This is a genomic window from Mesorhizobium sp. WSM4311, assembly GCF_002295115.1.
Classification (GTDB): Bacteria; Pseudomonadota; Alphaproteobacteria; order Rhizobiales; family Rhizobiaceae; genus Mesorhizobium.
This window is the reverse complement of record NZ_NSFV01000005.1, coordinates 162,555-186,410: the sequence shown is the minus strand read 5'-3', so window position 1 is coordinate 186,410 and position 23,856 is coordinate 162,555. Positions and strand designations below refer to the sequence as shown.

At 64.3% G+C, this 23,856-nt stretch carries 27 protein-coding genes; 11 read left to right on the top strand and 16 right to left on the bottom strand.

The window, feature by feature from the left end:
- The first annotated feature begins 4 nt into the window (after positions 1-4).
- Both CK226_RS15065 and leuB read left to right on the top strand, forming a co-directional pair.
- Positions 5-355, top strand: a complete 351-nt coding sequence (locus CK226_RS15065; protein ID WP_095792294.1) for a VOC family protein — start codon at positions 5-7, stop codon at positions 353-355.
- 86 nt (positions 356-441) lie between these two features.
- Positions 442-1,545, top strand: a complete 1,104-nt coding sequence (gene leuB / locus CK226_RS15060; protein WP_095792293.1) for a 3-isopropylmalate dehydrogenase — start codon at positions 442-444, stop codon at positions 1,543-1,545.
- Between the two features lie 133 nt (positions 1,546-1,678).
- Here leuB and CK226_RS15055 read toward each other — a convergent pair whose 3' ends face one another.
- The 4 genes from CK226_RS15055 to CK226_RS15040 all read right to left on the bottom strand — a co-directional run bounded on the left by CK226_RS15055 (position 1,679) and on the right by CK226_RS15040 (position 4,145).
- On the bottom strand, positions 1,679-2,134 hold the full coding sequence (locus tag CK226_RS15055; RefSeq protein ID WP_095792292.1) for a MarR family transcriptional regulator: 456 nt from the start codon (positions 2,132-2,134) through the stop codon (positions 1,679-1,681).
- The gene (locus CK226_RS15050) at positions 2,127-2,555 is read right to left on the bottom strand and encodes a polyketide cyclase (RefSeq protein ID WP_095792291.1); all 429 of its coding nucleotides are present in this window, start codon (positions 2,553-2,555) and stop codon (positions 2,127-2,129) included. The genes CK226_RS15055 and CK226_RS15050 overlap by 8 nt, the downstream gene beginning before the upstream one ends.
- Positions 2,556-2,716: 161 nt before the next feature.
- Complete coding sequence (locus CK226_RS15045; protein WP_095792519.1) at positions 2,717-3,370, bottom strand: DUF805 domain-containing protein; 654 nt, start codon at positions 3,368-3,370, stop codon at positions 2,717-2,719.
- Between the two features lie 70 nt (positions 3,371-3,440).
- Positions 3,441-4,145, bottom strand: coding sequence for a DUF805 domain-containing protein (locus tag CK226_RS15040; protein ID WP_095792290.1), 705 nt, complete (start codon positions 4,143-4,145; stop codon positions 3,441-3,443).
- 142 nt (positions 4,146-4,287) lie between these two features.
- On the opposite strand from CK226_RS15040, the gene CK226_RS15035 reads away from it, so the two are divergent.
- A complete protein-coding gene (locus tag CK226_RS15035) occupies positions 4,288-5,709 on the top strand; it encodes a glycosyltransferase (RefSeq protein ID WP_179301056.1) in 1,422 nt (473 codons plus the stop codon).
- 2 nt (positions 5,710-5,711) lie between these two features.
- On the opposite strand, the gene CK226_RS15030 is transcribed toward CK226_RS15035, so the two are convergent.
- Positions 5,712-7,595 carry a DEAD/DEAH box helicase gene (locus CK226_RS15030; RefSeq protein ID WP_095792288.1) on the bottom strand — a complete coding sequence of 628 codons (1,884 nt, stop codon included), beginning with the start codon at positions 7,593-7,595 and terminating at the stop codon, positions 5,712-5,714.
- 105 nt (positions 7,596-7,700) lie between these two features.
- On the opposite strand from CK226_RS15030, the gene CK226_RS15025 reads away from it, so the two are divergent.
- The 3 genes from CK226_RS15025 to CK226_RS15015 all read left to right on the top strand — a co-directional run bounded on the left by CK226_RS15025 (position 7,701) and on the right by CK226_RS15015 (position 9,693).
- Positions 7,701-7,931 (top strand): hypothetical protein, encoded by a 231-nt coding sequence (locus CK226_RS15025; RefSeq protein ID WP_095792287.1) that lies wholly within the window; start codon positions 7,701-7,703, stop codon positions 7,929-7,931.
- A gap of 106 nt (positions 7,932-8,037) precedes the next feature.
- Entirely contained in the window at positions 8,038-9,072 is a 1,035-nt protein-coding gene (locus CK226_RS15020; RefSeq protein ID WP_010912399.1) for an aspartate-semialdehyde dehydrogenase, read from the top strand.
- A 168-nt stretch (positions 9,073-9,240) separates the two neighbouring features.
- Positions 9,241-9,693 (top strand): GNAT family N-acetyltransferase, encoded by a 453-nt coding sequence (locus CK226_RS15015; protein ID WP_095792286.1) that lies wholly within the window; start codon positions 9,241-9,243, stop codon positions 9,691-9,693.
- A gap of 2 nt (positions 9,694-9,695) precedes the next feature.
- On the opposite strand, the gene CK226_RS15010 is transcribed toward CK226_RS15015, so the two are convergent.
- Complete coding sequence (locus tag CK226_RS15010; RefSeq protein WP_095792285.1) at positions 9,696-10,103, bottom strand: ACT domain-containing protein; 408 nt, start codon at positions 10,101-10,103, stop codon at positions 9,696-9,698.
- 173 nt (positions 10,104-10,276) lie between these two features.
- Here CK226_RS15010 and CK226_RS15005 point away from each other — a divergent pair, with 173 nt between their 5' ends.
- The 4 genes from CK226_RS15005 to CK226_RS14990 all read left to right on the top strand — a co-directional run bounded on the left by CK226_RS15005 (position 10,277) and on the right by CK226_RS14990 (position 12,744).
- Positions 10,277-11,182, top strand: a complete 906-nt coding sequence (locus CK226_RS15005) for a bestrophin family protein (protein WP_095792518.1) — start codon at positions 10,277-10,279, stop codon at positions 11,180-11,182.
- A 132-nt stretch (positions 11,183-11,314) separates the two neighbouring features.
- Positions 11,315-11,725, top strand: coding sequence for a DoxX family protein (locus CK226_RS15000; protein WP_095792284.1), 411 nt, complete (start codon positions 11,315-11,317; stop codon positions 11,723-11,725).
- 73 nt (positions 11,726-11,798) lie between these two features.
- Complete coding sequence (locus CK226_RS14995; RefSeq protein WP_095792283.1) at positions 11,799-12,350, top strand: SRPBCC family protein; 552 nt, start codon at positions 11,799-11,801, stop codon at positions 12,348-12,350.
- A gap of 130 nt (positions 12,351-12,480) precedes the next feature.
- Positions 12,481-12,744 (top strand): YMGG-like glycine zipper-containing protein, encoded by a 264-nt coding sequence (locus tag CK226_RS14990; RefSeq protein ID WP_095774843.1) that lies wholly within the window; start codon positions 12,481-12,483, stop codon positions 12,742-12,744.
- A 63-nt stretch (positions 12,745-12,807) separates the two neighbouring features.
- On the opposite strand, the gene CK226_RS14985 is transcribed toward CK226_RS14990, so the two are convergent.
- From CK226_RS14985 to CK226_RS14960, 6 genes are all read right to left on the bottom strand, one after another.
- The gene (locus tag CK226_RS14985; protein ID WP_095792282.1) at positions 12,808-13,653 is read right to left on the bottom strand and encodes an acyl-CoA thioester hydrolase/BAAT C-terminal domain-containing protein; all 846 of its coding nucleotides are present in this window, start codon (positions 13,651-13,653) and stop codon (positions 12,808-12,810) included.
- Positions 13,654-13,743: 90 nt separating this feature from the next.
- On the bottom strand, positions 13,744-14,145 hold the full coding sequence (gene rpsP, locus CK226_RS14980; protein WP_019862097.1) for a 30S ribosomal protein S16: 402 nt from the start codon (positions 14,143-14,145) through the stop codon (positions 13,744-13,746).
- 56 nt (positions 14,146-14,201) lie between these two features.
- The gene (locus CK226_RS14975) at positions 14,202-14,528 is read right to left on the bottom strand and encodes a chorismate mutase (RefSeq protein WP_095774841.1); all 327 of its coding nucleotides are present in this window, start codon (positions 14,526-14,528) and stop codon (positions 14,202-14,204) included.
- A gap of 8 nt (positions 14,529-14,536) precedes the next feature.
- A complete protein-coding gene (gene ffh, locus CK226_RS14970; RefSeq protein ID WP_095792281.1) occupies positions 14,537-16,138 on the bottom strand; it encodes a signal recognition particle protein in 1,602 nt (533 codons plus the stop codon).
- Positions 16,139-16,564: 426 nt separating this feature from the next.
- On the bottom strand, positions 16,565-17,170 hold the full coding sequence (locus tag CK226_RS14965) for a DUF1236 domain-containing protein (RefSeq protein ID WP_095788962.1): 606 nt from the start codon (positions 17,168-17,170) through the stop codon (positions 16,565-16,567).
- A gap of 63 nt (positions 17,171-17,233) precedes the next feature.
- Positions 17,234-18,331 (bottom strand): putative zinc-binding metallopeptidase, encoded by a 1,098-nt coding sequence (locus tag CK226_RS14960; RefSeq protein WP_095792280.1) that lies wholly within the window; start codon positions 18,329-18,331, stop codon positions 17,234-17,236.
- 381 nt (positions 18,332-18,712) lie between these two features.
- Here CK226_RS14960 and CK226_RS14955 point away from each other — a divergent pair, with 381 nt between their 5' ends.
- Positions 18,713-19,510 (top strand): lytic transglycosylase domain-containing protein, encoded by a 798-nt coding sequence (locus CK226_RS14955; RefSeq protein WP_095774881.1) that lies wholly within the window; start codon positions 18,713-18,715, stop codon positions 19,508-19,510.
- Positions 19,511-19,644: 134 nt separating this feature from the next.
- On the opposite strand, the gene CK226_RS14950 is transcribed toward CK226_RS14955, so the two are convergent.
- The 4 genes from CK226_RS14950 to CK226_RS14925 all read right to left on the bottom strand — a co-directional run bounded on the left by CK226_RS14950 (position 19,645) and on the right by CK226_RS14925 (position 23,508).
- The gene (locus tag CK226_RS14950) at positions 19,645-20,586 is read right to left on the bottom strand and encodes an IS110 family transposase (protein ID WP_095776203.1); all 942 of its coding nucleotides are present in this window, start codon (positions 20,584-20,586) and stop codon (positions 19,645-19,647) included.
- A gap of 507 nt (positions 20,587-21,093) precedes the next feature.
- On the bottom strand, positions 21,094-21,582 hold the full coding sequence (locus CK226_RS14935) for a hypothetical protein (protein ID WP_245437766.1): 489 nt from the start codon (positions 21,580-21,582) through the stop codon (positions 21,094-21,096).
- 61 nt (positions 21,583-21,643) lie between these two features.
- On the bottom strand, positions 21,644-22,117 hold the full coding sequence (locus CK226_RS14930) for a hypothetical protein (RefSeq protein WP_095792277.1): 474 nt from the start codon (positions 22,115-22,117) through the stop codon (positions 21,644-21,646).
- Between the two features lie 167 nt (positions 22,118-22,284).
- Entirely contained in the window at positions 22,285-23,508 is a 1,224-nt protein-coding gene (locus CK226_RS14925) for an argininosuccinate synthase (protein ID WP_095792276.1), read from the bottom strand.
- Positions 23,509-23,856 lie beyond the last annotated feature (348 nt).

The window sequence follows — 23,856 nt, the reverse complement described above, 5'->3', positions numbered from 1 at the left end:
GACCATGAAGGTCCGGCGCATCGTGGCCAATATCGAGACGCGGGATGCGGCGGCGGCGAAGCGCTTCTACCATGATGTGCTTGGCCTCGACGTGCTGATGGACCAGGGCTGGATCGCCACTTACGGCTCCGAGGAAAAGATGCAGGTGCAGGTCTCCTTCATGGCGCAAGGCGGCTCCGGCACGCCGGTGCCGGACCTGTCGATCGAGGTCGACGATGTCGAGGCGGCACTCGAAGGCATGAAGGCCGCCGGCTTCGCCATCGAATACGGCCCGGCCGACGAACCGTGGGGCGTGCGGCGCTTCTATGTGCGCGATCCCCTGGGCCGGCTGGTCAACATTCTCTCACATCGGTGATCGCGGTTGTGAAGCGCAGGCTTGCGCCGCAAGCGCTTGGCGTTTAGCAAGGCCGCGGTTCAAATTCTTTCCAGGACGGTTTTTCCATGGCAACGAAGCATCTTTTCCTGCTCCCCGGCGACGGCATCGGCCCCGAGGCCATGGCCGAGGTCAAGAAGCTGATATCGGCCATGAACGAAAGGCTCGGCAGCGGCTTCGCCACCGATGAGGGAATGGTCGGCGGCTGCGCCTACGACGCGCATGGCGCGGCGATCTCCGATGCCGACATGGCCAAGGCGATGGCGGCGGACGCGGTGCTGTTCGGCGCCGTCGGCGGACCGAAATGGGATGCCGTGCCTTACGAGGTGCGCCCCGAGGCCGGCCTGCTGCGGCTGCGCAAGGACATGGAGCTGTTCGCCAATCTGCGTCCGGCCATCTGCTATCCGGCGCTGGCGGCATCCTCGTCGCTCAAGCAGGAGGTGGTCGAAGGCCTCGACATCCTCATCGTGCGCGAACTGACCGGCGGCGTCTATTTCGGCGAGCCCAAGCAGATCATCGATCTCGGCAACGGCCAGAAGCGCGGCATCGACACCCAGGTCTACGACACGTTCGAGATCGAGCGCATTTCGGGCGTCGCCTTCGAGCTCGCGCGCACCCGCAAGAACCACGTGACCTCGATGGAAAAGCGCAACGTCATGAAGTCGGGCGTGCTGTGGAACGAGGTGGTCACCCAGACGCACAAGGCGCGCTACTCCGACGTCAAGCTCGACCACATGCTGGCCGATGCCGGCGGCATGCAGCTGGTGCGCTGGCCAAAACAGTTCGACGTCATCGTCACCGATAATCTGTTCGGCGATATGCTGTCCGACATCGCCGCCATGCTGACCGGCTCGATCGGCATGCTGCCGTCCGCCTCGCTCGGCGCGCCAGACGTCAAGACCAAGAAGCGCAAGGCGCTCTACGAGCCCGTGCACGGCTCGGCGCCCGACATCGCCGGCAAGGGCATCGCCAACCCGATCGCCATGATCGCTTCCTTCGCCATGTGCCTGCGCTATTCCTTCGGCATGGTCGATGAGGCCGACAGGCTGGAAGGCGCGATCGCCGCCGTGCTCGATCAGGGCCTGCGGACGAAGGACATTTTCTCGCCGGGCATGACCGAGGTCGGCACGGTCGAGATGGGCGACGCGATCATCGCCAAGTTCCTGGGTTAACGCGCTCACTTAGAGCGTTTCACCGTTTCATGGAAACGGCGAACCGCTCTAACTCTTTGTTTTGACGCAATTCCCAAGGGAAAGCGCTATGCACTTTCGCGGGAAAACCGCTCACACTTTTCCTGGAATTGCTCTAGCGTATGTCGCCGGCCAGCAGCTGCAGCAGGCCGTCGAGTTGCGCTTCGTCCACCGGTTCGAAAAAGGCCGCGTCGGCGGTCTCCACGGCAACGATGGCGCGCTGCGCGGCGGCGGCCCCGGCCGGGGTGACGCGGATCACCTTGGCACGCGAATCCCTGGGGTCGGCTTCCCGCGCGATCAAACCCTTGGCCTCGAGCCGGGCAACGACGTCCGAGGTCATCTTCACCTCGGTGCCGGCCTGGGCGGCGAGCTGCACCTGGTTGGGCGGCTCGCCATTGCGGCCGAGCCACATGGCGGAGGCCAGGAGCACGAACTGGACATGTGTCAGGTCGAGCGGCGCCAATGCCGCGGTCATGACGCGCTGCCAGCGCATGGTGGTTCGCCACAACAACAAGCCGGGGCTCTCCGAAGGTCCGCTGAAGCGCGTCTTCAAATCCCGTCCATCAGCCACCGTTCGCCAACTCCTTTGCCTGCTCGAACAATTTAGCCATCGATACGTTGAAATCGCCGCTGATCTGCGGGCCGAGCTCGGGTCCGACCTCGGCTGCCGAGGGGCCGGAAATTTCCAGCCGGTGCGTCACCTGCGTGCCGCCCTCGACCGGCACCAGCGTGTGCCGGAACAGCAATTTCGTGTTACCGAACGAAGTCTCGTCGGCATAGGTGACGTTATCGACGAGATCGACGATGGTCGATTCGAACGTGTCCTGCCCGACCGGCGTCACCGAGACACGGGTGCCCTTGGCGAACGGGCCGTGCAGCACGAAAGTGTCGGACCCCTCATAGGTGAGGCGGCCCTCGTGCAACGCCTTCAGCGCGTTCCAGATGGCTGCTGAGGGAAGGGAGGAAATCGCGGTGTATTCATTGCTCCACATTGTCCTGGCTCCATTCGTCTTGTCTGATCGATCATTCGATCTGTGCACAGACTATCTGTGCGCGGATTAAATTGCAAGAGGAATCTTCAGCCGTGACGAAGTTCGGCCGAACGATCGTTTTTTGGGAGTGACTTACCCCCTTTTTCTCGGGAAACTGGCTGTTAAACTCTGACCCCTGCGGGCACCGGCCCCCAGGCGTTCTTGCCCGCCTGGGATGGCACAAGCCCGAAGACCAGCAAGGCTATGCCACCGATGGCTGGGATGAAGCAGAGCAAGACAAACCAACCGCTCTTGCCGAAGTCGTGAAGACGTCGCACGGCAAGCGCGATCCAGGGCAGGTTGACGGCCAACGCGAAAATAAAGAAGGGCAGGAATCCGATCGCGTTCCTGCTCGAACCGTCGCGGAAACCGTTGATGGCAAGATCCACGAGTATCCCGAAACCCAGCAGGGCAAACACCAGGACGGTCGAGCACAGCCAGAAGGCCCAATATTCCTTGCGACGGGCGCGTCCGTTGAAATTGAAAAAATCCACACTGACCGTGCACAGGAAGTATGCCCACAGACCTGTGGAACGAGTGGGCCGGGTTTCAGGGGCAAGACCAGGCTGGCCAGGGGTCGCCGAGGGTGCGGGCGAACTCACGGCGACGATGTTGCGCGCTGTTCCGTCGTCCGGCTGGAATTCGACAAGACTGCCTCTGACGAGGGCTATCTCCCGGCTCAGATCCGTCCGTGTGAAAAAATAGCGCTTGCCGTCAGCGCCGTCGATGTAACCGTAGTCTTGATCCGCGTCGTAGTGAAACACCGTACCGCGCATTGCTTTCCCCCTGCATCGCCTCGCCAGCATGCTACCCAGGGTTGTTCACCAATGCAATATGCACGCCACGCTAAATTCTAACCCCCGCCGGCACTGGCCCCCACTGGTTTTCGCGCCCCTGTGTCGGGATCAATGCGAAGACGAGAATGATCAGGCTGCCGAAGGTCGGGATCAGGATGAGCAGGCAGAGCCAGCCGGTCAGGCCGAGGTCGTGCAGGCGGCGCACGATCATGCCGAGGCTGGGCAGGAAGGTGGCCAGCAGGAACATGCCGAAAAGCCCCACTGTCATCGCCGGCAGCTCGGCGTTGTCGAAATTGCCTATCTCGGCATCGGTGAAAACGCCGATGCCGACGACCACCAGCAACGCGATCGTCCAGAACAGGCAATAGCCCCAATATTCCTTGCGCCGGGCGCGGCCGGCGAAATTGAAGTAGTTCCGGGTCACACCGCTCCAGAAATAGGTCCAGAGATCGGTGGGCTCTGCCGGCTCGGCCGTCCGGCCGAAATGCTGCGCCGGCGCTGCGACGGCCGTGGGTACGGGATTGGCCTGAGCCGGTGCGGGGTTTATGCCGGCGGCCGGGCTTGCGGCCTGGGTGGCGATCGAGAAGACGTCACGCGCCTGGCCGCCGCCCGGCTGGAACTCGACCGCCGTGCCCTTGGGCATCGCGGTTTGCCGGCGAAGGTTCTCGCGGGTGAATGTGTAGCGGTTGCCGTCGGCGCCGGTGATGAAGCCGAAACCCTGGTCCTCGTCATAGTGAAGCACTTCGCCACGCATCACCCACCCCCCTTGTCGCCGCGTCCCCGCCAAGATGTGGCACGGGGCCGAGCCCACGGGCAAGACCGTGCGGCATGGCTACCATATTAGCGGCAAATCGAGCATAAGGCTTGACGTGCAGCCGTCTTCACCGAAGCAGACCATGACAGTCGAGCATTCCGATGCCAGCGCCGGGACCGAGGAAGGGCAGGCCGCAAGGCCGGCGAGGCTTGCCCCTGCACTGGCCATCGATGCGACCGGCCTGATGTTCTGGCCGCCCGGCAAGGGCCTGGCGGGCATTCCACGGGTGGAGAGCTTTCTCGTCAATGCGGCGTTGGCGGATCCCGACCCCGACGTGGAGGTGGTGGCGTTCAGGCCAGGCGAAGGCCGGTTCCGGCCGCTTGCGCCTTTCGAACAGGACCACGTCGCGGCCGGCGAGATTTCACCGCATCGTGTCAAGCGGTGGCCGGGGAGACGCGCGGCGCTGTCGCGGGCTTTCGAGGCGGTGCGGCAGCAGCCCTGGGACAAGCGTGACGCGGACCGCCATCTGGCCAGGACGGTGACCAATGGCGGCATGGGGATCGCCTGGCAGGCGACGCGGCTGTTGATCCGCGCCTATCGCCTGTACCAGCGGGCGCGGATCCGCCTTGGTTTGCGAGAGGCCCCGGCCCGGCCGGCCGAGACGGAGCCCGCCCTTGTGCTGATCAGCCATCACATCCTGACCCAGGAAGACCGGTTCGCCGTTTCGGGCGGCGCCGGCAAGGTTGCCTTCCTGTGTCACGACATCATCCCGGCATTGCGCCCCGACCTGATCGGCTTGAGCGCCGGCGAGCGCCGTTTCGGCTCCGATCTCGAGCAGCTCGTGCGCGCCGGTGCGCCGGCATTCTGCGCCTCCGACGAGGTCGGCGCGACGCTGACCGAATATATGCGCAAGGCCGGCATCGGCGCGCCGGAGGTCTACCGGTTTCCGATGCCTTCCATCCTGCACGAGACGGCATCGCGCATCGGCGCGACCTCGCGCATCGAGGCAGGCGAGCCGTTCGTGTTCTATTGCTCGACCATCGAAGTGCGCAAGAACCACATATTGCTGGCGCGGATCTGGCAGCAGGCGCGGGAAGAGGGCGTCAAGCTGCCAAGGCTTGTCTGCGCCGGGCGCTGGGGCTGGATGATCGAACCGCTGCGCGCTTTTCTCAAGGCGCATCCCGAACTGCTCCAGTCGGTCACCTTCACCGGACTGGTCAGCGACGAGCAGCTCATAGGCTATTATCGCAGCGCCACCTTCGGCGTTTTTCCCTCGCATATAGAGGGCTGGGGCTACGGCGCCTCGGAATGTCTCGATTTCGGCGTTCCGGTCATCGTGTCGACGGCGCCGTCGCTGATCGAAGCGAGCGGCGGGCTGATGCCGGCGATCGATTCCGAAGACCAGGCCGGCTGGTACGCCGCCATCCGCAGGATGGCTGAGGATCATGCCTGGCGTTCCTCATTGGCGGAGCGCATCGCCCAAAACCATCGGCCGACGCCGGCGGCCGCCAGCTGGTCGGCCATCAAGGCCGGCCTGAAAGAGAGCGCGTCCCGGCGTTCGTAGGGTTACGAAGGCCGCTTCTTCGGCTTCTTGTGCTTCGGCGGGCCGGCATTGTCGAACTTCGGCTTGCCCGGCTTTTTCGCCCACGGCTTTGCCTCATGCGCGGCTGCCGGGCGCTGGTCGACCGAGGCCGGTGCGCGCTTCTCGAATTTGCGCTTCGGCGCGTTCGGGTCGAATGGCGCCTTGCCGCGATGCGGCTTCTTGTCTGGGCTGGGCGGCTGATAGCCGGCCCGCGACAGGTCCGGCGTGCCGTCGAGCCGCTTGACCACGATATTGCCCTGCAGTTTGCGGTCGGGCCCGATGGCGGCGAGAAAACGGTCGGCCCAGTCCGCGGCGATCTGCACGAAGGTTTCTTCCGGCTGCATCTTGATGGCGCCGATCTCGCGCTTCGAGATGCTGCCGGTGCGGCACAGCATCGGGATCAGCCAGCGCGGCTCGGCATTCTGCCGGCGTCCGACCGACAGCGAGAACCAGACGCTGGCGCCGAAATCGTCACGGCGGCTCGGCGCCTCGTCGCGCTGCGCGAAATTTTCGCCGGCCGGTCTTTCGCGCGCCAGTCTTTCACGCGAAGGCGTGAACGGCGCGACGTCCATGAGGTCCTCGGGCGCCGAGCGGCTGGCGCGGCACTGGCGCACGAAGGCGGCCGCCACCTGTTCGGGGCCATGCTTGGCGAGAAGCGCGTCGATGAAAGCGCGCTCATCGTCCTTCACCGGCTCGTCGAAGGCCGGATCGGCGAGGATGCGCTCGTCGTCGCGGCGCATCACATCGTCGGCTGAGGGCGGGCTCGCCCAGGTCGCCTTGAGGCCGGCGTTCTGCAACAGCCGCTCGGTGCGCCTGCGGGCGCTGCCCGGCACGATCAGTGCGCTGACGCCCTTGCGCCCGGCGCGTCCTGTCCGTCCGCTGCGGTGCAGCAGCGTTTCGGGATTGGTCGGCAGGTCGGCGTGGATGACCAGTTCGAGGTTGGGCAGGTCGATGCCGCGCGCCGCGACGTCGGTGGCGATGCAGACTTTTGCGCGGCCGTCGCGCATCGCCTGCAGCGCGTGGCTGCGCTCGTTCTGGCTGAGCTCGCCCGAAAGGGCGACGACGGAAAAATTGCGGTTGTTGAAACGTGCGGTCAGGTGATTGACGGCGGCGCGCGTGTTGCAGAACACCAGCGCGTTCTTGGCCTCGTAGAAACGCAGCACGTTGATGATGGCGTTCTCGCGGTCGGCCTGGGCGACGTTGAGCGCCCGGTATTCGATGTCGAGATGCTGCTTTTCCTCGCCGGCGGCGGAGATGCGCACGGCATCGCGCTGATAGCCCTGCGCCAGCGTGGCGATGGAGCGTGGCACGGTGGCCGAGAACATCAGCGTGCGGCGTTCGGCCGGCGCGGCATCGAGGATGAATTCGAGGTCCTCGCGAAAACCGAGATCGAGCATCTCGTCGGCCTCGTCGAGCACCACCGCCTTCAGCCCCGACATGTCGAGCGAGTTGCGGGTGATGTGGTCGCGCAGGCGGCCGGGCGTGCCGACGACGATATGGGCGCCACGCTCCAGCGCGCGCCGCTCGGTACGCATGTCCATGCCGCCGACGCAGGACGCCACCGTGGCGCCGGTCGGCTCGTAAAGCCATTCGAGTTCACGCGTCACCTGCAGCGCAAGCTCGCGCGTCGGCGCCACCGCCAAGGCCAGCGGCGCCGTGGCCGGGCCAAAACGCTCGGCGCCGTCGAGAAGCGTCGGCGCCATGGCAAGGCCGAAGGCCACGGTCTTGCCGGAGCCGGTCTGCGCCGACACCAGCGCATCGGCCTGGCCGAGTTCCAGCACCGCCTTCTGCACCGGCGTCAGTTCGGAATAGCCGCGTTTTTCCAGCGCCTGTGCCAGCGCCGGGACGATACCTTCAAAGTTGGACATCTCGCTCTTTCGGAATTCAGGGTTCTGCGCTCATCATGGAGCACATCGGGGCCGGCGCCGCGCCAGCCCAACAATCTTGGCCGTTCGTACTTCCTGCCGCCGCTCTTGTACAGGGCGCGCCATGAAGGCCATGCGCCGCGCCGCGCATTGACTCCTGCCGCAAACCGCGTAAAAGCCCGCTTCGAACGGGATCGTTTTTCGATGCGCGGCCTTTTGATGGCTCTTCTTGCATTCGATGCCCCCAGCCGCAATGCGAACCATTGGGCCGGGCGCGTCGGCGCGTCCCCTCGTTCCAGCAAAACCACGGCCAAGAAAACCACCACCAAAACGGTGTGATTCCCTTGGCCTAACCACCCTCTCCCGGGTCCGGCCCGGGGGACGGAACCCGCATTGGCCGGCGGGTTTTCTCCAAAAACCAAGCGGAGAGGGACAGGAGATCTTTATGAGTTTCAAGGTTGCAGTCGTCGGCGCCACGGGCAATGTGGGCCGGGAAATGCTCAACATACTGGAAGAGCGCGGCTTTCCGGTAAGCGAAGTGGTGGCGCTGGCGTCGCGGCGCAGCCAGGGCACGGAAGTGTCGTTCGGCGACCGCACGCTGAAGGTCAAGGCGCTCGACCAGTATGATTTTTCCGACACCGACATCTGCGTCATGTCGGCCGGCGGCAATGTCTCCAAGGAATGGTCGCCGAAGATCGGCAAGCAGGGCTGCGTCGTCATCGATAATTCGTCGGCCTTCCGCTACGACCAGGACGTGCCGCTGATCGTGCCGGAAGTGAACCCGGACGCGATCTCGCTGTTCACGCGCAAGAACATCATCGCCAACCCGAACTGCTCGACCGCGCAGCTGGTCGTGGCACTGAAGCCGCTGCATGATTTCGCCACCATCAAGCGCGTCGTCGTCGCCACCTACCAGTCGGTATCGGGCGCCGGCAAGGAAGGCATGGACGAGCTGTTCACCCAGACCCGTGCGGTGTTCGTCGCCGACCAGGTCGACGTCAAGAAGTTCACCAAGCGCATCGCCTTCAACGTCATTCCGCATATCGACGTCTTCCTCGACGACGGCTTCACCAAGGAAGAGTGGAAGATGGTCGCCGAGACCAAGAAGATGCTCGATCCCAAGATCAAGCTGACGGCGACCTGCGTGCGCGTGCCGGTGTTCATCGGCCATTCGGAAGCGGTCAACATCGAGTTCGAGAAGCCGATCACCGCCGACGAGGCGCGCGACATCCTGCGCGACGCGCCGGGCTGCCAGGTCTTGGACAAGCGCGAGGACGGCGGCTACATCACGCCGTTGGAATCGGCCGGCGAGGACGCCACCTTCATCTCGCGCATCCGCGAGGATTCGACCGTCGACAATGGCCTGTCGATGTGGGTCGTCTCCGACAATCTGCGCAAGGGCGCGGCGCTCAACGCGGTGCAGATCGCCGAGCTCCTCGTCGAGCGCGGCTTGATCCAGCCGAAGAAGAAGGCGGCCTGACGGGGGTTCTTTTCTCGCTCACGGGCCGTATCGCCGCTGCCGCGGCTGGCCCTGCGCGGGCGCGCCGGACGACCGGCGGCCCGCGGTCGCGGGCTAAGGGCACCTTTTCCTTCTCCCACACGGGGAGAAGGGAAAGCCCGCACCTGCCCCTCGGATTGAGCTTACTTTATGAACGGTGCTCGGCCTGTCACTCTGCGCCCGGCCAGCGGCTCAGATGCTGCTGCCATTGCCCGGCTCATGCGGGCGGCGCTCGATGCCTACGACTGGATGCCGGTCATCCATACGCCGGCCGAGGACCTCGCCTTCATCCGCGACATCGTGCTGCCACGGCAGCAGGTGACGGTCGCCGAAGCTGGCAGCGAGATTGTCGGCTTCATTGCCGTCAGCGGCGATTGGGTGGAACAACTTTATCTCGACCCGGCCTGGACGGGGCAAGGCATAGGCAGCCGGCTGCTGATCGACGCGACCGCTGCTTTGCCGGTCGCGAAACTCCATTCCTTCCAGGCCAACACCGGCGCCCGGCGCTTCTATGAGCGCCATGGGTTCCGCGCGGAAGCGTTCGGCGACGGCACCACCAACGAAGAAGGCCTGCCGGATATTCTGTATGTACGCGGGCGTTGATTTCAGCCGGCACTGTCCTTGGCCAGCTCATGAAGCAGCCCCAGCGCCTCCTCCGCCCGCTCCGCCGGCACGAACAGGTGATCATGATAGAACGCCGAGACCGGATTGACGCCCATGCCGGCGGCGGCGAGCCGCGTGGCGATGGCGGCGAGGAAGCCGACGGCTTCCAGCGATGAGTGGATGTTCAGCGTGATCATCCGGCAGCGGAACGAGGCGGCCAGTCCGGCTGCCTTTGCCGCGTCCTCGGTCACGATCAGCGTCGTGCCCTCGCGCTCGCGAAACAGCATCACCGGATCGAGGTTCTTCGGCTGGGAAACTCCAGGCGCCAGCGTGGCGAAGACATGGATGCCGTCGAGCAATTCCGGCGTCATCGACGCCAACAATGTCTTCAGATCGGTCTCGCCGGTCATCTTTCTCGCCTGAACTGGGACGGGCAACAGGCTTCTCAATATCCGCAACCGGCACATGCCGATAGTCCGCACCGCGCACGACATGGCGATGTCGCTGGCGGCCGGGCTTGCGGATCTGTCGCATCGCACAATAGAGCAGCTCAGGGCCGATGCCGGCCCGTGAAAGGCCGTCCATGATCGTTCGCCCGCGCCCCAACTTCCTGCAGCTGTTCTTCATCATGCGCGGCTCCGTGGTGCCGCGCATCCTGCCGCAGATCTTCGGCTTCGCCGTCTATTCGGCGGTCATCCTGGCCCTGGCGCGATGGTTCGAACTCGATCTCGGCGTCTTCAACATCGCGCCGTTCGGGCTGGTCGGCGTGACGCTGTCCATCTATCTGTCGTTCCGCAACAACGCCGCCTATGACCGCTGGTGGGAAGCGCGCAAGCTGTGGGGCACGCTGGTCTTCGAGATCCGCAATCTGGCGCGCGCCACGACCAGCCTCATTCCCGATCCGGCCGAACAGCGCGCCTTGCTGATGGAGGCGCTGGCCTTCTGCCATTTCCTGCGCGGCCAGCTGCGCAAGACCGACAGCATCAAGGACGCCCGCGCGTTCATCGACGCCGAGGCGGAGACGATCGCAGCCTTTGCCAATCCGGCCGACGAGATGGTCCGGCGCATGGGGCGGCGCGCCAATGCGCAGCGCCGGTCAGGCGACGTCGATCCGATCGGCTTTCGCATTCTCGATGAGAGGCTGGCGTCGATCACCGCCATCCAGGCCGGCTGCGAGCGGATCGCCGGCACGCCCTTGCCTTTCGCCTATACGCTGCTGGTGCACCGCACGGCCTATATCGTCTGCCTGCTTTTGCCCATCGGGCTGATCTCGACCACCGGCTGGGCGACGCCGCTGTTCACGGCGCTGATCGCCTACACCTTCTTCGGCCTCGATGCGCTTTCGGAGGAGCTCGAGGACCCGTTCGGCACCGAAGCCAACGACCTCGCTCTCGACGGCCTGTGCCGCGTCTGCGAGATCTCGGTGTTCGAGGCGCTGGGGGAGGCGCCGCCAAAAATGCTCCCGGCCGAGAAGTTTTATTTCTCCTAGAATCCGGTTCGGCTTGCCTGCCGGCCAAAGGACGGATCGAAAAAACCCAGCCCTCTGTAGGATTGCCGCCTCGTGCCGCGTCCTTGGTTCGACCCCGGCGAAAGGGGTTCGAACCATCAGGGAGGAACACCGATGAGCATTTCCGAAACCGCGCCTGCCTCGTCCGGCGCCTTGTGGACCGGCCGCGTGCTCAGCGGCCTCATCATCCTGTTCATGGTCTCCGACGGCGCCATCAAGCTGCCGCCGCTCGACATCGTCACCCAGACCATGGTGCCGCTCGGCTGGCCGGCCGACGCCAATGTCGCGCGCCTGCTCGGCGTCATCGGCCTGGTCTCGACGGCGCTCTACGCCTGGCCGCGCACTTCGGTGCTCGGCGCCATCCTGCTCACCGCCTATATGGGCGGCGCCATCGCTACAAAGCTGCGCATCGATAGCCCGCTGTTCTCCCACACACTGTTCGGCGTCTATCTCGGCATCATCCTGTGGGGCGGTCTCTATCTGCGCGACCCCAAGGTGCGCGCACTGATCCCGTTCAGCCGATAGTCTCATTGTTCTGACGCAATTCCGGAGGGAAACCGCTTCACACTTTTCCTGAAATTGCTTTGAGGAGAGAAAAATGTTCAGCACCATCCTCATCATCCTGGTCGTCTTCATCGCCGCCGTCCTCATCTACGCCGCGACACGGCCCAATGATTTCGTCACCACCCGCACGGCCACCATCAAGGCTGCGCCGGAGGCGATCTTCCCGCTGATCAACGATCTCAGCCGCTGGCCGACATGGTCGCCCTACGAAAAGCTCGACCCCAACATGAAGCGCACGGTCTCGGGCGCGCAAAGCGGCAAGGGCGCCGTCTATGCCTGGGAAGGCAATGGCAAGGCCGGCAAGGGGCGCATGGAGATCGTCAATTCGGTGCCGTCCTCGCTGATCTCGCTGAAGCTCGATTTCGAGAGGCCGTTCCGGGCCAACAACAGCGTCGATTTTTCGCTTAGGCCATCGGGCGACGCCACAACCGTCACCTGGGCGATGCGCGGCGCAAGACCGTTCATCGCCAAGCTGATGGGCCTATTCATGGACTTCGACAAGCTGATCGGCAAGGATTTCGAGGCCGGCCTGGCCAATCTGAAGCAGGCAACGGAGCAACAAAGGCTAACAATTTCAAAATCTTGATCGCAAGTGCCGAAACCGTCGTCGACGCTAAGCCGGCCAATCGTCACTCTCCCAGGGATCAAATCAGCCGCACGCGAGTTAACGAAATGGCGGCGAGGACGGCGATCCGCGTGAGAGAGAGGATTTCATAATGAAGAAGGCGATTACCATTCTGGTGCTGACGATGGCGTTGGGCGCGTGCTCGCAGACGGAAAAAGGCGCTGCCGTAGGCGGCCTTGGTGGCGCCGCGGTCGGCGCGGCCGTGGCTGGGGATCCGGTCCAGGGCGCTGTCGTCGGAGGCGCGGTTGGCGCCGTGGCGGGTGCCCTGATCGGCCACGCCAGCGAAAGTGGCCAGTGCCGCTACCGCGACCGCAATGGCCGTGTCTATGTCGACCGCTGCCCAAGCGGCTATTGAGCGGCGGGCAGCACTGAAGACAGCAAAACGGCGGGCGCAGGCTCGCCGTTTTCGTGAAAATGCCTACAACAGGTCCCGGATCAATTTCCAGGCGTCGCGGCCGAGACGCGCATCGGCCTGATCATTGCCGCCATGGGCGTGCAATGCGGACCGTGGGGTGGTTTCACCCGGCAAGAGAATGCGGTGGCCGGCATCGGGGTTTGAGACGAGGCGGGTGGCCTTTCCGACATCTTCTCGACGCCGAACAATCGATCGGGCAAAGTCGAGCGAGGGCCACAGCGCGTCGTCGCCGCCCGCGACCAGCACAAGCTGCGCCGAGATAGCCTCGACGGGAATGGCGGCCTTTTCGGCCTCCTGCTTGAAGCTTGCCAGGCAATGCTCGAATAGCCCCCTGTAGGAGACAAGGCCATCGACATGGCTCGCGCGCCAGTTCGGCTCGGTCGGAACGAACGGGAGCGGCACCCCCTTCAGCGTCCATGACGATCGCTCGGGCCAGCTGGTGCCGTCGCGGCCCGGCCCGATATTGCCCCACACCACCGATGTCGGGCTGATCGCGGCCACGGCGTCGATGCGCGGGTCGTGCGCCGCCGCAAGCAAGGCCGCCTCGGCGCCTTTGGACGTGCCGACATAGACGATGCGCCGGCAGCCCAGCCCGACAAGATGGTCGGTCGCGGCGAAAAAAATCTCCAGAGGGATTTCACATATGCCGGGGACCTGGCCTTCGCCGCCGAACCACTGCAGCGCTAGAGCGGATGCGCCCTCGCCGGCAAACAGCCGTGCGCGGGCGACGTCGACACGGCCGCTGGATCCGCTCAGCACCACGACGCCCGTCGTGGCGTCGGCGCATCGCAGCAGCGTTCCGGCAACGCGGCCGGACAGGATTTCTTCCGTGACTGGCCGTTCGCCCATCCGTTCCATCCGATACCGCCATGGCACGGGCGCACAATAGCAAAACGGCGGGCACCGGCCCGCCGTTTTGTCGATGCGATGAAGCGATCTTTATTCGGCGGTGGCGGCTTCCGCCTCGGCCGGCGCGGCTGAAGCGGCCGCAACGGCGGCGGCAGCGTCTTCCTGCGCCTTCTTCAGCAAAGCGGCGCGTTCCTGCGCCTTCTTGCCCGGCTCGGCCTTCTTCGGGTTGGAGCGGGCGTCGCGCTTGGCAAGGCCGGCCTCGTCGAGGAAGCGCAGCACGCGGTCGGTCGGCTGGGCGCCGTGCGACAGCCAGTGCTTGACGCGGTCGGCGTCGACCTTGACGCGCTCGCCGTCCTTCGGCAGCAGCGGGTTCCACGAGCCGAGCGACTCGATGAACCGGCCGTCACGCGGCGAACGGGCGTCGGCGACGACGACGTGGTAGTAAGGACGCTTCTTCGACCCCGCACGGGCCAGTCTGATCTTCAGTGCCATTTCTTATCTCCTAAAAGCTCTGATTTCGTTGATATGGTTCGGCTAAATCTTTGTTTTCAGCCGGTTTTCGTCACGCCGTTGGCAGCGGCGATCTGTTCGTGGTGGCGGATCACTTCGCGGACGACGAAGTTGAGGAACTTCTCCGCGAAATCGGGGTCGAGATGCGCGTCGTTGGCCAGCTGGCGCAGACGGGCGATCTGCTGCTGCTCGCGCGCCGGGTCGGCCGGCGGCAGGCCATGCTCGGCCTTCAGCACGCCGACCGCCTTGGTGCAGCGGAAGCGCTCGGCCAGCATGTGGATGAGGGCGGCGTCGATGTTGTCGATCGAAGCGCGATAGCCGGCCAGGATGGTGCGGGCGTCTGCCATGTCCTTTTCTTCGTTCATCCGTATTCTCACTTCTTCTTGCCAAGGCCCGGCAGTCCGCCGCCGCCGAGGCCGGGAAGCCCCGGAAGTTTCATGCCGCCGGGCAGCCCAGGCAGGCCGCCGCCGGGAAGTCCGCCGGGCAGGCCCTTCATGCCGCCGAGGCGGGCGGCCTGCGCCTGCTTCTGCAGGGCTTCGAGCTGCTTGGGATCCATCTTGGAGAGATCGGGCATGCCGCCCATGCCGCCGGGCATCATGCCGCCCCCCAAACCACCAAGCCCCATCTTGGAGGCAAGGCCGCCCATCATGCCGCGCATCAGGCCGCCGCCTTTGCCCTTGCCGCCCATCGCCTTCATCATGTCGGCCATGCCGCGATGCATCTTCAACAGCTTGTTGATCTCGGCGGCGTCGGTGCCGGAGCCGGCGGCGATGCGCTTCTTGCGCGAGTGTTTGAGAATATCGGGATTGGCGCGCTCGGCCTTGGTCATCGAGGAGATGATGGCGAGCTGGCGGCCGAACATCCTGTCGTCGAGGCCGGCGGCGGCCATCTGGTCCTTTATCTTGCCCATGCCGGGCATCATGCCCATGATGCCGCCCATGCCACCCATTTTCGACATCTGCTGAAGCTGCTGGGCGAGGTCGTTCAGGTCGAACTTGCCCGACTGCATCTTCTTGGCCATCGCCGCCGCTTGCTCGGCGTCGATGTTCTCGGCGGCCTTTTCGACCAGGCTGACGATGTCGCCCATGCCGAGGATGCGGTCGGCGATGCGCTTGGGGTGGAACTCCTCCAGCCCGTCCATCTTTTCGCCGGTGCCGATCAGCTTGATCGGCTTGCCGGTGACGGCGCGCATCGAAAGCGCGGCACCGCCGCGGCCATCGCCGTCCATGCGGGTCAACACCAGGCCGGTGATGCCGACGCGCTCGTCGAAGCTTTTCGCCAGGTTGACGGCGTCCTGGCCGGTCAGCGAATCGGCGACCAGCAGGATCTCGTGCGGGCTCGACACCTTCTTGATGTCGGCCATCTCGACCATCAGCGGCTCGTCGATATGGGTGCGGCCGGCGGTGTCGAGGATGACGACGTCATGGCCACCGAGCTTGGCGGCCTGCACGGCGCGCTTGGCGATGTCGACGGGGTTCTGGCCAGCAATGATCGGCAGCGTCGCGACCTTGGTCTGCTCGCCGAGCTGGCGCAGCTGCTCCTGCGCGGCGGGCCGCCGCGTGTCGAGCGAGGCCATCAGAACCTTCTTGTTCTGGCGCTCGGTCAGCCGCTTGGCGATCTTGGCCGAAGTGGTCGTCTTGCCGGAGCCCTGCAGGCCGACCATCATGATAACGACGGGGGCCGGCGCATTGAGGTCGATGGCGACGCCCTCGGCGCCCAGCATGTCGACCAGCTCGTCATGGACGATCTTGACGACCATCTGGCCGGGCTTGATCGACTTTAGCACCGCGGCGCCGACAGCCTTCTCGCGCACCTTGTCGGTGAAGGAGCGCACCACTTCGAGCGCCACGTCGGCCTCGAGCAGCGCACGGCGCACCTCGCGCAGCGCCGCCGAGACATCAGCCTCGGAAAGCGCGCCGCGGCCTGTCAGGCCGTTCAGGATGGAGCCAAGACGCTCCTGCAGCGATTCAAACATCTTGCGTCCTTCGATCTCGGTTCATTCGACCCGAGAGGTAATGCGTTCGCGCCAACTGTCCAAGCAAAAGCAAAGCCCAAAACCAAAAAGCACCCGGGGGCGCATTGCGCTGCCGGGTGTTGGCCTCCAGGATCTCTTTACAGCACCACCTCAAAGAGGCTTCGGCGTCCTGGTCGACTTGCTCGGAGGGATACTCGTCGCGGAATTCGAGGCGTGTAGACAGGAAATCGGCGGCGGAGTCAAGACAAGGGCCGGGTCGCGCTGTTGCTTGTGTCTCAATCAGTCGGCGCTTTTGGCGGAACCTCGGCGCAGCCCCTCATCTGCCTGCCGGCATCTTCTCCCCGTATAGTGACGGGGAGAAGGATCCCGTCGCAAAGGGTGGCGCTTCCCAATACAGGCAACCTGTTGCCGCGACCGCGACCGCCGTCAACGCACCACGTACATGATGCGCCGCGTCTGCGGGTCGATCAGCGCCGGCTGACCGTTCACATAGACATAGCGGTAGTTGTAGTCCGGAATCTCGCGCAGCTCGACCGTGTCGGGCAGGGTCGCGCCGGTCACCACCTCGCCGTCGAGATAGACGGGGTCGAGGCGATGGGTGTCGACATAGGTGCGGACCTCGGCCGGAGGCGGAGGAAAGGCGTCCTCGGCCGGCTGGCCGGCGACAATCGCCCCGGTATAGTCGGTCGAATAATTGCCGATGTCTTCCGGCGGCGAGACGATTGCCACGCTGGAGCCGTGCGGACGCTGCGTCAGGATCACCCGGCTGCCGCTGAAATCGGCCGTTACATAGTCGGAATAGACCCAGCCCTGCCCGCCGGCTTCGGCGATGGTGCACCATTTGCTGTTTTCGATACAGCCATTGAGCGTCGCGGACTGGCCGGCGGCGAGCACGCCGATGACAGGATATTGCGGACCGGGCCCGGCGCGCACGTTGAGATCGGTGACGGCCGAGACGGCGGTGTCGGCAAAGGCGGCGCCCGACATCACGGTCATCATCCCGGCGATTGCGGGCAACAAGACGGATTTCATGGCTTCACTCCGTTTTCATGGTCCCTCGGCGGTGAAAACGGGGCAGCGGCGCATGCGTTCCGGCTAAAACGCCTGCGCCAACTCACGATTTGTTCCCACGTCTTTCGGCAGGCCGGTCAAAAGCTCGTGAACGAAGGCCAGTTTTCGCGCCGTCACGTCCGAAATGACGAAGGGATAGAGGTCGGGCAGGCCCATGCAGCGGTTGATCGAATTGGAGGCTTCCGACAGCACCAGCCAGCGGGCAAGGATCTTTTCGAAGGGCTCGGGCGCGTTGGCAGGTTCCGAAGGGGCCGCCTGCAGTTCGCCGCCGGTGTCGCCTCGCGGCAAGTCATTGGCTTCCACCGTCTCCAGCCGGCCGAGCGGGAAGTTCAGCGCGTGGACCATCTCCAGCGTGTCGGTGATGTGCAGATGGTGGGCCCAGGTCTCGGCCCAGTCCTCCCAGGGATGCGAGGTGGCGTAGGCCGAGATGTGGTTCTGCTGCCAGTCGGGCGCGGCACCGTTGGCGTAGTAGGTCTTCAGCGCCTGTTCGTAATCGGCGCGATCGTCGCCGAACAAAGTGCGGAAAGCGTCCAGCCTTTGCGGATCGTCGCGGATCAGGCGATCCCAGTAATAGTGGCCGAGCTCGTGGCGGAAATGGCCGAGCAGCGTCCGGTAATTCTCACCCATCTCGACGCGACGCTTCTCGCGCTCGGCTGAATCGGCCTCGGCGACGTTGAGCGTGATCAGGCCATTGTCATGGCCGGTCAGGATGCGTTCGCCGCCCGGCCCGCCGCCGATCGGATCGGCGAGGAAGTCGAAGGCGAGGCCCACCTCGTCCGCAGGCGCCTGTTTGGGCGCCACCGGCAGGCCGAAGGCGAGCAGCGAATAGATGGCGCGCTTCTTGGCCGCCTCGACCCGGATCCAGCGTCGGCGGTTGCCGTCGACGGAAAGATCGGGGATCAGCTGGTTCAGCCCGCAGGCGCGGCAAAACCCATGTCCCGGTTCGGCCATCCAGTTGCAGGCGCATTCATCGGCATTGGTGCACTGGAAGATGCCGTCGGCGCCCGACAGGGCGAAGCGGGCATGCCCGGGATCGTAGAGCACGAGGCTGGAGCAATTCAGGCATTGCGCATTCTCGAAGTAGAGACGATGGGCGCAATGCGGGCAGTCGAACAGTTTCATGTCGGCCTCAAAACCTCAGAGCCAGCGGGCGGCAGGTGCCCAACGCCGAGCGCCGGCCGCCGTTCCGCCTGTGTCGATGATGTTTCGCCGCATGCGGCCCATGGCACGCAGGATCCTGGCCGTGGCAAGCCCCGCCGCGCCGTCGCCGATGATCACGCCGCCTATGCCGAAAGGCACACCGAAATGCCGGGCGCTGGCACAGGCACGGCCGCCGATGCGACATCAACGTCTTCCATGGTTATTTCGACCCCGCCACAATAATCACTTGATCGTAGGCAAATTCCCCGGCATTCGCCAGCATCGTGCCGCGGACGGTGACAAATGCACGTTTCGCTGGCAAATTCGCTGATGGGACGTGAATCAGGCAACCAGGAGAACAAAATGGCATTTCTTGCCAAGGGTAGGATTTTAGCGGCCGCGGTGGTGGCGGTGCTTGGGCTGGCGACGGGCGCACAGGCGGCGGCCAGCTGTGGCAGCACCGGTGCCGGCTTCGACGCCTGGAAACCGGGCTTCGCCGCACAGGCCAAGTCCGAAGGTGTCGGCGCCAAGGGTCTGGCCGCTTTGGCTGGCGCCACTTACGCGACAAAGACAATTTCCGTCGACCGCGGTATCCACAAGGCGTTCAGCGGCTCGGTGGATGCCTTCATGAAGCGCCGTGGCGGCGAGGCGATCATTTCCAAGGGCCGTTCGCTGAAAAAGGCGAACGCGGCGCTGTTCAGCCAGATCGAAAGCAATTACGGCGTGTCGCCCGGTGTGTTGCTGGCCATCTGGGGCATGGAGACCGGCTTCGGTTCGTCCATGGGCAACCAGAATACGGTCTCGGCCATTTTGACGCTTGCCTATGATTGCCGCCGCCCGGAATTCTTTCATCCGCATGCCATTGCGGCGCTGAAGCTGGTCGATCGCGGCGCCTTGAGCGCCTCGTCGGTCGGCGCCGCGCATGGCGAGATCGGCCACACGCAGTTCCTGCCCGGGAATGTCCTGAAATATGGCGTGGGCAGCGGCAACCTCCGCGACAAGGCCACCGCGCTGGCGTCCACCGCCAACTTCCTCAAGGCCCATGGCTGGCGGCGCGGCGCGAGCGCGGCGGACAATGTCGGCGCAATTGCCGGCTGGAACGACGCCAACGTCTACCAGCAGGCCATCGTGCGCATCGCCACGGCGATCGACGGCGACTGATTGAAGTCCAACTCTTTGTTTTGAGGCAATTCCGGACGGAAAACCGCTTCACGCTTTTCCTGAGGGTGCTCTGTTCGACAAAAGCCCGGCCATGCGCCGGGCTTTTGTGTTGGTGGAAGTCCCCTACTTCGTCATCAACTCTGAGGAATGGCGGCGTCCCTGAGCCTAGCGTTTAAGGTGACGACGATCTTTCGCATGACGGCAGCGATGGCCACCATTGGCTTTTTGCCGTTGGTGATGAGGCGTTTGTAGAAGGTTGCGAACTCACCCCTTCCGGCAGCGGCGTGCAATGCGGGCATGTAGAGCATGCTCCTGATCTCGGGTCGTCCGCCGCGGATTTTGCGGTAGCCTTGCTTTTGCCCGCTGTCGTTTGGATGAGGCGCGAGCCCTGCAAGCGCGGCAGCCTTTCGACGTGTCATGGTGCCGAGCTCGGGCAAGGTGGCCAGCAGCTTGGCCGCCACGATCGGGCCGAGACTGTCCATGGCCGTGCAGATGGCGGCTCGGTGCTTGAGGGTACGGCTGTTGGCGATCAGCTTGCGCATGGCGGCATCGATAGCTTGGATCTGACGCTCGACGACATTGATCACGGCCTCGAAGGAGGCGGCGAGCTCGCGGCCGCCAGGTGCCTTGGCGCGGTTCTTCTCGGCGATTTTGATGGCGATGAGTTCCTGGCGGCGCCGCACCAGGGCGCGCAAGCAGGTCTCGTCGGGATCCGGAGCTTGCCAAAGGGTCAGCTTTCCCCAGCGTTCGCGACCGTAGGCTCTCAACATCGCGGCATCGATGGCATCGCTCTTGCCGTGCGTGCCGTAGGAGCGGATGAAGCTCTTGACCTTGAGCGTGTCGGCGCGATGACAGGCGATGCCGGCGCACAGGCACTCTTCGAGCAGCAAGCCTTCGTGACCGCCGGTCGGCTCGCACACGACAAGGTCTATGTGTTTGTAGCTCTTGAGGAAGGCGCGGATCACCTTGCGCTGATTGGCGATGGTGCGGGTGGTGGTGCCGTCGCAGACGGTGACGGTGTCCTTGGCGATGTCGAAGCCGAGGCACATTTGCGGTTGTTGGTGCAAGAAGGCCATGCTGGTGGTATCCTTAAAGGGCTTCGGATTGTTTGCGGGCGTGGCGCGAGCCAGCGGCCAATCAACTCTCCAAGCGATGGCGGACAAAGACGGCAGGGACCATGATGACGTCGGGTGCTTGCCCGATCCCAGGGACGGTCGCCTGCCGCCGGGACTGCCGGCTGTGATGGGCCGCAGTCCCGGCCGCCAGACTACCTGATCCTTCTCAAACAATCCTTGGGCATAGCAGGGGCGAAGCTCCGTCGCGGAGACCCTGGGATCCATTCCGTGACGTTGGACGAAGGGTGCAGCGGAGCAGAATTCTGCACCGTGGCGGAGTTCGATGGTCGCGGCATGGATCCTCGGGTCTGCGCCGCGTCGCTACGCTCCTTGCTCCGCCCGTGGATGACGAAGCGGTGGCGTTCCCGGCTAACCGCCAGCGGGGTCGTCGCCGATGCGCCGGTCAAATCCCTGAGCCGGCGGCGTATTTCACTTGGCTCAACCGAACTCCGTGCAACGCCGGATTTTCTATTTCACATCAAGCACGTAGGAGCAGCCGGCCAGCGTCTTGCCGGGATGGGAAGCGACGGTCGAGACGTTGAGCGTGATGCGCGTGGAAAGGCTCACGCCGCCGGTGTCGTCGATACTTTCGGCCACGACCTTCTCGCCCAGGAATTTATCCGGTGACGAGACCATTGCCGGGACGTCGAGCTGGCGGGCGAGGTCAGGCGCGGCAATGCCGTCAAGCACCGCCATCGGCCCTGACGCGGTAAAGACGATTGTTCCCGTCTCGCGGCCGAAGACATGGGCCGGGGCGGGCAGTTGATACTGCCGCAGGAAGGCATTGCCTGACGGCACCTCTTTCCAGCCGAGCGTGCTGGCCGCGCCGGAATCACCGGCCAGCCAAAGGGCATAGCCAGTATAAGCGGACATATCGGCCCTGCATTCGATCAGCGCGGCGAGGTCGAGCGAGGCGGGGTCATAATCGTCGGCTTTGGCAACAGCCAAACTCGCCAGGACAGCCAAGGCGGGCAGGAAACCTGTTCCAAGAATGGCCGAGCGCCTGGGCACATCACTCTCAATAATGCGCGTAACCGCTCAACGGGCAATTCTGGGAAGCGGGAACCTGGAAGGGGCCGTCAATACCGCTGCAGTTGCGGAAGTTGGGGTTCTGCCGCGCCGGGGTAACCCCTTTGCGCTTGCCCTGAATGACCGTGGGAACTCCGGAACCCTGCGCGTAACCGCTCAGCGGGCATTGCTGGGAAACAGGAATCTGGAACGGGCCGTCAAAACTTTTGCAGGTACGGAAGTTGGGGTTCCGCCGCGCCGGGGTAACCGCCTTTCGCTTGCCCTCGATGACCGTCGGGACTCCGGAACCCTGCGCATAGCCGCTCAACGGGCATTGCTGGGAAACAGGAATCTGGAACGGGCCATCAAAACTTTTGCAGGTACGGAACTTGGATGTCTGCGCCGCCAGAGCCTGCGTTGATTGGTGCCCGACAAAGACGGCGACCACTGCAAGCACAAGAGAAATGCTATTTTTCACGGTCATACCCCCAAAACCCGTAAATGAACTTAAATGAAGCCGCCAAAAGGTCAAACAGGAACCGATTACAGGAGCTTCATTTTTTCTATATTAGCGGCACCAAATAAAAACCCGGCGTCTCCGCCGGGTTTCTTGAACGTGGATTGGTAAAGCGCCAGGCCGCCGTCTGGATATCAGCCCTTGCGGTTGCGGGCGGCCAGCGTGCGCAGCCTCAGCGCATTGAGGCGGATGAAGCCGGCGGCATCCTTCTGGTCATAGGCGCCGCGGTCATCCTCGAAGGTGACCAGCGCGTCCGAATAGAGCGTCTTCTTCGACTTGCGGCCGGTGACCATGACGTTGCCCTTGTAGAGCTTCAGCCGCACCGTGCCTTCGACGTCTTCCTGGCTCTTGTCGATCATCGCCTGCAGCATCAGGCGTTCGGGCGCGAACCAGAAGCCGTTGTAGATGAGCTCGGCATAGCGCGGCATGAACTCGTCCTTGAGGTGCGCGGCGCCGCGGTCGAGCGTGATCGATTCGATGGCGCGGTGGGCCACGATCAGGATGGCGCCGCCGGGCGTCTCGTAGACGCCGCGCGATTTCATGCCGACGAAGCGGTTCTCGACCAGGTCGAGCCGGCCGATGCCATTGTCGCGGCCAAGATCGTTGAGGGCGGCCAGCATGGTCGCCGGCGACAGCTTCTTGCCGTTGAGCGCGATCGGATCGCCCTTCAGGAATTCGATCTCGATCTCGGTGACCTTGTCCGGCGCGTCCATCGGCGAGACGGTGCGCTGGTGGACGAATTCCGGCGGCTCGCTCCAGGGATCTTCCAGCACCTTGCCCTCGGAAGAGGAGTGCAGCAGGTTGGCGTCGACCGAGAACGGCGCCTCGCCCCTTTTGTCCTTGGCCACCGGGATCTGGTGCTGCTCGGCGAAGTTGATCAGGTCGGTGCGCGACTTGAACGACCAGTCGCGCCACGGCGCGATGACCTTGATGTCGGGGTTCAGCGCATAGGCCGACAGCTCGAAACGCACCTGGTCGTTGCCCTTGCCGGTGGCGCCATGCGCGATCGCATCGGCGCCGGTTTCCCTGGCGATTTCGACGAGGTGCTTGGAGATCAGCGGCCGCGCGATCGAGGTGCCGAGCAGATAGGTGCCTTCGTAGACGGTGTTGGCGCGGAACATCGGGAAGACGAAATCGGCGACGAACTCCTCGCGCACATCGACGATGCGGATGTCCTTGATGCCCATCATCTCGGCCTTCTTGCGTGCCGGCTCCAGCTCGCCGCCCTGGCCGAGATCGGCGGTGAAGGTGACGACTTCGGCACCGAGTTCGGTCTGCAGCCATTTCAGGATGATGGACGTGTCGAGGCCGCCGGAATAGGCGAGCACGACCTTCTTGACGTCTTTGGTCTTGGACATTTTCTGCTCCGTCGGTGGCGGACGCCTGGGCAAGGGCGTCACGCATTGTCGGAGCGCCTTTTAGCAGGAACGGCAAAGCGAGCAAGCAGGCGCGACGCCAGACTGCTGATCCAGCGCGGCGAGGGCATGGAAACGCATCAGGCTTTTCGCCAGCGCGGTCCTCAGTTCGCGACCAAGCCCCTGGGAAAACAACCTGCTACAATCATCGGCTGCATTTATGCCCCGGATTTAAGCAAGTTTTCACGCCCTGCCGCTAAACCAGCGACACAGAATTGCCCTGGCCACGCAACGGGTGGCGAAGCGGCTTTTGCCTGCTCTTTGCGGGTGTCTCGGGCTTGGACCATTCCT